General features: G+C 48.8%; 6 protein-coding genes. All 6 read left to right on the top strand.

From position 1 onward, the window contains the following. The first annotated feature begins 600 nt into the window (after window positions 1–600). The gene (locus J0895_RS20035; RefSeq protein WP_207089768.1) at window positions 601–1,851 is read left to right on the top strand and encodes a DUF4912 domain-containing protein; all 1,251 of its coding nucleotides are present in this window, start codon (window positions 601–603) and stop codon (window positions 1,849–1,851) included. Between the two features lie 305 nt (window positions 1,852–2,156). Continuing rightward, window positions 2,157–2,555, top strand: coding sequence for a C6orf136 family protein (locus tag J0895_RS20030; RefSeq protein WP_207089767.1), 399 nt, complete (start codon window positions 2,157–2,159; stop codon window positions 2,553–2,555). Between the two features lie 43 nt (window positions 2,556–2,598). After that, window positions 2,599–3,783 carry a TRC40/GET3/ArsA family transport-energizing ATPase gene (locus tag J0895_RS20025; protein WP_207089766.1) on the top strand — a complete coding sequence of 395 codons (1,185 nt, stop codon included), beginning with the start codon at window positions 2,599–2,601 and terminating at the stop codon, window positions 3,781–3,783. Window positions 3,784–4,288: 505 nt separating this feature from the next. Beyond that, entirely contained in the window at window positions 4,289–4,579 is a 291-nt protein-coding gene (locus tag J0895_RS20020; protein WP_207089765.1) for a hypothetical protein, read from the top strand. Beyond that, window positions 4,566–4,958, top strand: coding sequence for a type II toxin-antitoxin system death-on-curing family toxin (locus J0895_RS20015; protein WP_207089764.1), 393 nt, complete (start codon window positions 4,566–4,568; stop codon window positions 4,956–4,958). Before J0895_RS20020 ends, J0895_RS20015 begins: the two co-directional genes overlap by 14 nt. A 55-nt stretch (window positions 4,959–5,013) precedes the next feature. Beyond that, window positions 5,014–8,064: AIR synthase related protein (locus tag J0895_RS20010; RefSeq protein ID WP_242541441.1), on the top strand; the 3,051-nt coding region annotated here is incomplete at its 3' end.

Here is an 8,064-nt window from a genome sequence, read left to right as displayed (position 1 = left end):
TTCAATTGTTATCAAATCATGATATATCTCCCAGGGACTCGATCCCCGATCCCAGGTTTATATCAAGAATTCATGACATTACGATCCCCGAACTGCTTGTAAATCCGTAATAACCCGTAGATTGACCTAGAATCACCTGCCGTACCCCCTTGACCCTATCGAATCTTTTCTGCAACATAGACATAACCAAGCGATCCCCCACGAACCCAAAAAAAAGCTGTTACTCAACAGCCCAAGGATCCAATCGAGAGTAAACACAGAGGAGATCCAAATCTCAAGATGGTCTAGCAGGACCTGATGTGCAGGGGCAAATAAAAATGCGATCGGCGATCGAGCCGCAGCTAATTTTTATGAACTGGGCAAACCGTTAGGCAACCGTTTTACGATCCTGCGGTGCCAATTCCATTCACTTAATTAACTAGGGATTCGTCCCGCCATAAAAACTTAATGATAGGGAAGGAGAATCGCGATCGCTCATTTACAGGCAAGGGTGACTAACATTCCGAACTAATTCCTCGAACCAATTCAACCACAACGAGAAATTTTAAAATCGGAACCCACCCACCTTCCGTATAGCCGAAATAGGAGGCCAATAGAACAATGGCAAAAGAACGACCCCCATTAGAAGAGATGACCCTCCGACAACTCCGCCGAGTTGCGAGTGAATATGGAATCTCTCGTTATAGCCGGATGAGGAAATCTCAACTTCTGGCATCCATTCAAGAAAAACAACGCACCAAAATTTCCGTAGAACAAACTCGTACATTGGAGGCACAGGAAGAAGTGGAAGCAGCAAAGTTTGAACTGGGTCAAGAAGATCGCACAGGTGGAACTCTCGCCTCAGTCGATGAAGGACTCGGCGATTTACCGGGTGGTTATGGTGAAAGCCGAATCATGCTGTTACCCCGCGATCCCCAATGGGCCTATACCTACTGGGATATTCCCAACACCAACAAAGAAGAAATGCGCCGTCAAGGGGGCCAACAATTAGCCCTGCGCCTGTATGATGTTACCGACATCAACATCGAAAATCAAAGCCCCCACAGCATTCAGGAATATCCTTGCGACGAACTGGCGCGGGAATGGTACTTACCGATCCCCGTGAGCGATCGCGATTACGTCGTAGATATCGGCTATCGTTGTGCTGATGGTCGCTGGTTAGTCCTCTCCCGTTCCGCCCTCGTCCACATTCCCCCGGTTTATCCCTCCGACTGGATTGAAGACCACTTCCTCGCCATCGAATGGGAAGAAGACCTGCGCGGCAAAACCTTCATGCAACTGGTTCCCCCCAGCAAGAAAGCCCCAGTTGCAAGTGCAAGTCCCAACGCCATTTACGACGAAATCTTTGGCATGGCCGAAGGTGTCGAATCTCAGCGCATTGCCGGTTCCCTGTTCGGGTCCATGCAGCACGTTCCCGGTTCGATGGCCCCCGAACAAGCCCTCAGTTCCTACGTCTTCCCCTCCGGTGTGGGAATGTGGGCTGTTCCCACCGCTTCCGGTATCGGCATGAATATGTCCGGCGTCGGCATGAATATGTCCGGTGCAGGATTTGCCTCCGCACCCCCGAACCATCCTCGTAAATTCTGGCTGGTTGCTGATGCTGAATTAATCGTCTACGGTGCCACCGAACCCGATGCCACCGTCTCCATCGGCGGACGTCCCATCAAACTGAATGCTGATGGTACTTTCCGCTTCCAGATGTCCTTCCAAGATGGCATCATTGACTACCCGATCGTCGCAGTTGCTTCCGATGGTGAACAAAGCCGCGAGATCCACATGAACTTCAATCGGGTTACCCCATCTCGTCGGACCAACACCAAGGAAGAAGCCGTCGAAGAATGGTTTGCATAAAGGTTAGAAAATGAAGGGGTGAACATTCTGTCTTAACCCTTCATTTGAATCACCTTTTAATAAACCCCTGGCAATTGCCGGGGGTTTATTATTGCAATTAAAATTAGGACAAGAAACCGGGTTTCTCACCCCAATTGATGGCAAATAACCCGAGATGTTGTTCAGAAACCCGGTTTCTAACCTTTATCGGTTCCCAATTAGGACAAGAAACCGGGTTTCTCACCCCAATTGATGGCTAATGACCCGAGATATTGTTAAGAAACCCGGTTTCTAACCCTGACTGTATCCATCCCTTACCCAAAACAATGGACATTATTGAAATTCTCAAACAAGACTATCAACAGTTTCCCGAAAATCAGACCTATAGCCTTTATAGCGAAACGGTTTATTTTAAAGACCCGATGACCGAATTTCGGGGGTGCGATCGCTACCGGCAGTTGATTGGCTTCATGTCCACCTGGTTTAAACAAATCAAAATGGACTTACATGACATTCGCCGCATCGACAACACCATCGAAACCCGCTGGACCCTAAATTGGACCACCCCCCTCCCCTGGCAACCCCGGATTGCCATCTCCGGACGGAGTGAATTGCAACTCAACCCCGAGGGAAAAATTATCTCCCACATCGATTACTGGGATATCTCCCGCCTCAACGTCCTCAAACAGCACTTCCAGTCACAGGTTCCGGTGAAAAACCGTTAAAGTAAAGGTATGTTAACAATTCTCAGGCAGGGGTAAAAGATCCATGCGATTAATTTTAATGACCGGCAAAGGCGGCGTGGGTAAAACATCCGTTGCCGCTGCCACCGGATTACAATGTGCCGAATTAGGCTATAAAACCTTAGTATTGAGTACCGACCCAGCGCATTCCTTGGCCGATAGCTTTGACATGGAATTAGGTCACGAACCTCGCCTAGTTAGAGATAACCTCTGGGGTGCCGAACTGGATGCACTCATCGAATTAGAAGCTAACTGGGGGTCTGTCAAACGCTATATTACCCAAGTTTTGCAAGCTAGAGGACTCGACGGAATTCAAGCCGAAGAACTCGCCATTTTACCCGGCATGGATGAAATATTCGGTCTTGTGCGGATGAAACGGCATTATGACGAAGGCTTCTATGATGTCTTAATTATTGACTCCGCACCAACTGGGACTGCCCTGCGTTTACTCAGCTTACCCGAAGTCGGTGGCTGGTACATGAGACGATTTTATAAACCCTTCCAAGGCATATCCGTCGCCCTTAGACCTTTTGTTGAACCAATTTTTCGACCGATCGCCGGATTTTCCCTCCCGGATAAAGAGGTAATGGACGCACCTTTTGAGTTTTATGAACAAATTGAGGCGTTGGAAAAAGTATTAACCGATAATACTAAAACCTCGGTACGCTTAGTCACCAATCCCGAAAAAATGGTGATTAAAGAATCCTTACGCGCCCATGCCTATTTGAGTTTATATAATGTTGCGACAGATTTGATTGTCGCCAACCGGATTATTCCCGAAACAGTCACCGACCCATTCTTCCAACGGTGGAAAGAAAGTCAAAAGCAGTACAGAGATGAAATTCACGAAAATTTCCATCCCCTGCCGGTGAAAGAGGTTCCTCTTTATTCTGAGGAAATGTGCGGTTTAGAAGCCCTCGATCGCCTCAAAGAAACCTTATACGGTAAAGATGAAGACCCCAGCCAGGTTTACTATAAAGAAACCACCGTTCGAGTCGTGCAAAAAGATAATGAATACAGTTTAGAACTGTATTTACCTGGAATTCCCAAAGACCAAGTTCAACTCAGTAAAAGTGCCGATGAGTTGAATATTACCATCGGTAATCATCGCCGAAATTTGGTGCTACCGCAAGCCTTAGCAGCATTACAACCTTCGGGAGCGAAAATGGAAGATGACTATCTGAAAATTCGTTTTTCTTCAAGTGGCTAAGGTGTAGGAAAAATAGCCCACACCCTCAAGGGTGGGGCTATACAAACAAAGCCCGTACTTCGACCCCCTTCGACCCTTCGACTGGCTCAGGGCTCAGGGCAGGCGTTGCTCAGTAGACCCCTACGCGGGCTAATCTTCTTAAGTTTGTAGTAACGACTTCAGTCGTTATCTTAGATCCCGTATCATGGCTCTGCCATGATATGGGCAATGAGCGGCTCTGCCGCCTAATATAGCAGCTCCTTTATCAGTTGTAGAATAAGACCTCTCCCCCAACCCCTCTCCTTCAAGGAGAGGGGAGCAAAAGAGGTCATAAATCATTTAGGGTTGCTATATAGCTTATTTTAGTTTTAGAAAGGAGGCAGAGCCTCCAACCGAGCATTCTCTGGCGGAGCCAGGGAACGAGGGGGAAATGATAGAATTATAATGCCTATTGTTAATATATCAGTTGACATCAGGGCAACTTTTTCTTGCTTTTCTTGTTTTTTAAGCAATTAGAAATAAATCAATGGCAAGTAAATATCCGCATAAAAATCCAGGTCGTCTGAATCGACGCAAAACTAAAAATGGGGTAAATTATACTATTAGGAGCCATACAAAAGCGCCAAAAAATGAGGTAGAAGGAACAAAAACAGGCGATCGCACCGAATCCACCCCAGAAAACAGTCACGCCACCGCACAAGAGCGATCGCCAGACCAACCCTTATTTACATCAGCCTCCGATGAAGAAGTTTGGCAGGCTTATTTAGCCGTCGAACAAGAATGGGAGGAGGTTTTCCGTCGCCTTGCAGACTCCTAGATTTATTGAAATGTCCGAAGTTCTGGATATCCACCACCGTCAAATCAACAAATTTGGCGGCACTTCTGGGATTAGAGACGAAGGGTTACTCGACTCCGCACTGGCTCAACCTCAAGCTACCTTTGGCGGACAGTTTCTGCATCCAACTTTACCAGAACAAGCAGCAGCGTATCTTTACCATCTGGCAAAGAATCATCCCTTTGTGGATGGCAACAAGCGCACTGCCTTAGCGGTAATGTTGACGTTCCTCAGAATCAACGGATACCGCCTCGACTTGTCACCGGATGAGACATACCAGATGGTCCTAGACGTGGTAGAAAATAAAATGAGCAACTCCGCATTAGGCGAATTCTTACGAAAACATATCAATCCGTCGTAAGCGCCCAAGTCCAGATAAAATAGGGATACTGTACTCTGGTGCAACGCCCTAATCCATGTCTGCAATCTCAAACGCCCCCTTTTCTCCCGAAGAAATCGCTGCCGAAAGTCTGAAACCGGCAGAATATGAAGAAATCGTCAAACGCTTAGGACGTCATCCCAATAAAGCAGAATTGGGAATGTTTGGCGTCATGTGGTCCGAACACTGTTGTTATAAAAACTCCCGTCCCCTGCTGAAACAGTTTCCCACAACTGGCGATCGCATCCTAGTCGGTCCTGGAGAAAATGCCGGGGTTATAGACTGTGGAGACGGTTTGCGCCTTGCCTTCAAAATCGAATCCCACAACCACCCCTCGGCGATCGAACCCTTCCAAGGTGCAGCCACCGGGGTTGGCGGTATCCTCCGAGATATCTTTACAATGGGTGCTCGCCCGATCGCCCTTCTCAACTCCCTCCGCTTCGGCAATATCGAAGACCCCCGCACTCGCCGCATCTTCACCGGCGTTGTAGAAGGAATCAGTCATTATGGGAACTGCTTGATCAAGAGTGAAACCCTAATCTGGCGGGATAAAAATGGCGTTCATTTCGATACCATCGGCAACTTTGTCGAATCCCATTTACCCCCAAATCAAACCACCGCAGAACTCGATCCAACTGCTGGCATTGAAACCCTCTCTCTGGAACCTGATACCCAGCAGAGTTGCTGGCAACCCGTTCGCCGCGTCTTCAAACGACGCGCCACCAACTTAATTACCATCCGCACAGCATTGGGTCGGACCCTAACCATGACCCAGGATCATCCGATGTGCATTTTAGAAGAGGGAGTGTGGCAGACTCGCAATGCCGACAGCTTAAAGCAAGGGGATCTTCTTCCCATACTGATTAATATGCCCTCCCCACAGACAGAATCCACTGGGGAAGTGCCCGCCTTGGATCTGCTGGATGCCTTAGCCGATCGCTACCTCGGAAATAAAGACGTTTACGTTGACCTTCCTCCAGAGTGGCAGATTTCAACCGAAATCCGTGATGCCTTGCGTTCCATCGAACCTTCCCCCAGCAATCGGCATAACTACCTCAGCAAAGGCATATTACCCCTCCCCTATTTTCTCAAATTAGAACCCCTCCTCGACGTATCGCGCAGTAGCATCCGCCTCTATCGGCGCAGCGGCAAAGCTAACTACATGAATGCCATCATTCAGCCGGATGAAACATTCGCACGCTTACTCGGCTACTACCTCTCGGAAGGCTGCGTTTCTGAAAATGGCAAGAGCTATAAAATAATTTTCACTTTTGGTCTCCATGAAAGCGAATACGTTCATGACGTCATGGATGGACTCAAAACCCTCGGACTGCGCCCCTGCGTCGAAACCCGTGAGTCTACGATCGCCGTTTATGCCACATCCTGGCTGTTGGGCTATCTCTTAAAAGAAGTGTGGCAATGTGGTAGTGATGCCAGTCATAAAGCCTTACCCGATTTCATCTTCCAATGGCCTCGTTATTTACAGCGTGAGGCACTCAAAGGCTTATTACGCGGCGATGGTTCCCTAACCACAAAAACTCATGGCAATCATGCCAAAATTAGCTTTGCCACGACCAGCCATAAACTGTTTGAGCAAGTGACTTTGCTGATGCAGAGCTTCGGAGCTATTCCGCTAATCTATAAACAACCCGCCAAAGAAACCAATATCCAAGGCCGCATCTGTCAGCGGAAAGCCTTGTGGCAAATGGACGTTAGCAATGTCTACGGACTCACCGCATTAGCTGATGTTTTTGGAGAAGAACGCAACGCCGAATTAGCAACCGCGTTGGAACGTTATAACGGGACCAAATATTCATTCCCCCGTTATTCCATCTCCAATGAACTCGCATTTGTCAAAATTAAGAGCATTGAAACGAATGCTGTTGAGGAATGCGATGTCTACGATATTGAAGTGGACAACACTCATCTGTTTGTCACCACCTCCGGCATTGTCACCCATAACTGCGTTGGAGTCCCCACCGTAGGGGGTGAGGTTTACTTCGATCGCGCCTATACCGGCAATCCCCTTGTCAATGTCATGGCATTAGGGATAATGGAAACCCCCGAAATTGTCAAATCTGGTGCGATCGGCGTTGGTAATCCCGTCCTCTATGTCGGTTCTACCACCGGCAGAGATGGCATGGGAGGTGCAAGTTTCGCCAGTGCAGAACTCACAGATAAATCCGCAGACGATCGCCCTGCGGTACAAGTTGGCGACCCCTTCCTCGAAAAATCCCTGATTGAAGCCTGTTTAGAAGCCTTCAACACCGGCGCAGTGGTTGCCGCGCAGGATATGGGCGCTGCGGGAATCACCTGTTCCACCTCGGAAATGGCAGCCAAAGGCAACCTCGGCATTGAACTGGATTTAGACTTAATTCCAGTCCGAGAAACCGGCATGATTCCCTACGAGTTCTTACTCTCCGAATCCCAGGAACGGATGCTGTTTGTGGCGCACAAGGGACGGGAACAAGAACTGATTGATATTTTTCATAGATGGGGACTTCAGGCGGTGGTTGCCGGGACAGTGATTGCTGAACCGATTGTGCGGATTCTCCATCAAGGGGGAGTTGCAGCAGAAATCCCCTGTCGCGCTTTAGCGGAAGATACCCCCATTTACGATCGCCAGTTAATGGCAGAACCCCCAGAATACGCCCAAAAAGCATGGCAATGGACTCCCGCTACCCTTCCCCCTTGTACCGCAGAAGGCATTGAGATTCAAGGCAAGTCCCACAGTTGGAACGAGATTTTATTGCAATTGTTAGATACCCCCACCATTGCCTCGAAGCGGTGGGTTTATCGGCAATATGATCATCAGGTGCAGAATAATACCGTGTTGCTGCCTGGAGGTGGGGATGCGGCAGTGGTTCGGTTACGTCCCCAAGAACCCCTCTCCTCTACTCCCGCCACTCATCGCGGGGTTGCAGCGACTGTCGATTGCAATTCCCGGTATGTGTATCTGGACCCCTACGAAGGGGCAAAGGCAGTGGTGGCAGAAGCTGCCCGGAATTTAAGCTGTGTTGGTGCCGAACCGATCGCCGTGACGGATAATCTCAATTTCGGCAGTCCCGAAAAACCCGTCGGCTATTGG

The sequence above is a fragment of the Phormidium pseudopriestleyi FRX01 genome, assembly GCF_017313335.1.
Taxonomy (GTDB): domain Bacteria; phylum Cyanobacteriota; class Cyanobacteriia; order Cyanobacteriales; family Laspinemataceae; genus Laspinema; species Laspinema pseudopriestleyi.
Note: the sequence above shows the minus strand (reverse complement) of the source record. Positions and strands in the feature narration are given on the sequence as shown.

Bases quoted from the DNA above. Each gene is read 5' to 3' on its own strand.
- J0895_RS20035 (WP_207089768.1), top strand. From the start codon at position 601: ATGGCAAAAGAACGACCCCCATTAGAAGAGATGACCCTCCGACAACTC.
- J0895_RS20030 (WP_207089767.1), top strand. From the start codon at position 2,157: ATGGACATTATTGAAATTCTCAAACAAGACTATCAACAGTTTCCCGAA.
- J0895_RS20025 (WP_207089766.1), top strand. From the start codon at position 2,599: ATGCGATTAATTTTAATGACCGGCAAAGGCGGCGTGGGTAAAACATCC.
- J0895_RS20020 (WP_207089765.1), top strand. From the start codon at position 4,289: ATGGCAAGTAAATATCCGCATAAAAATCCAGGTCGTCTGAATCGACGC.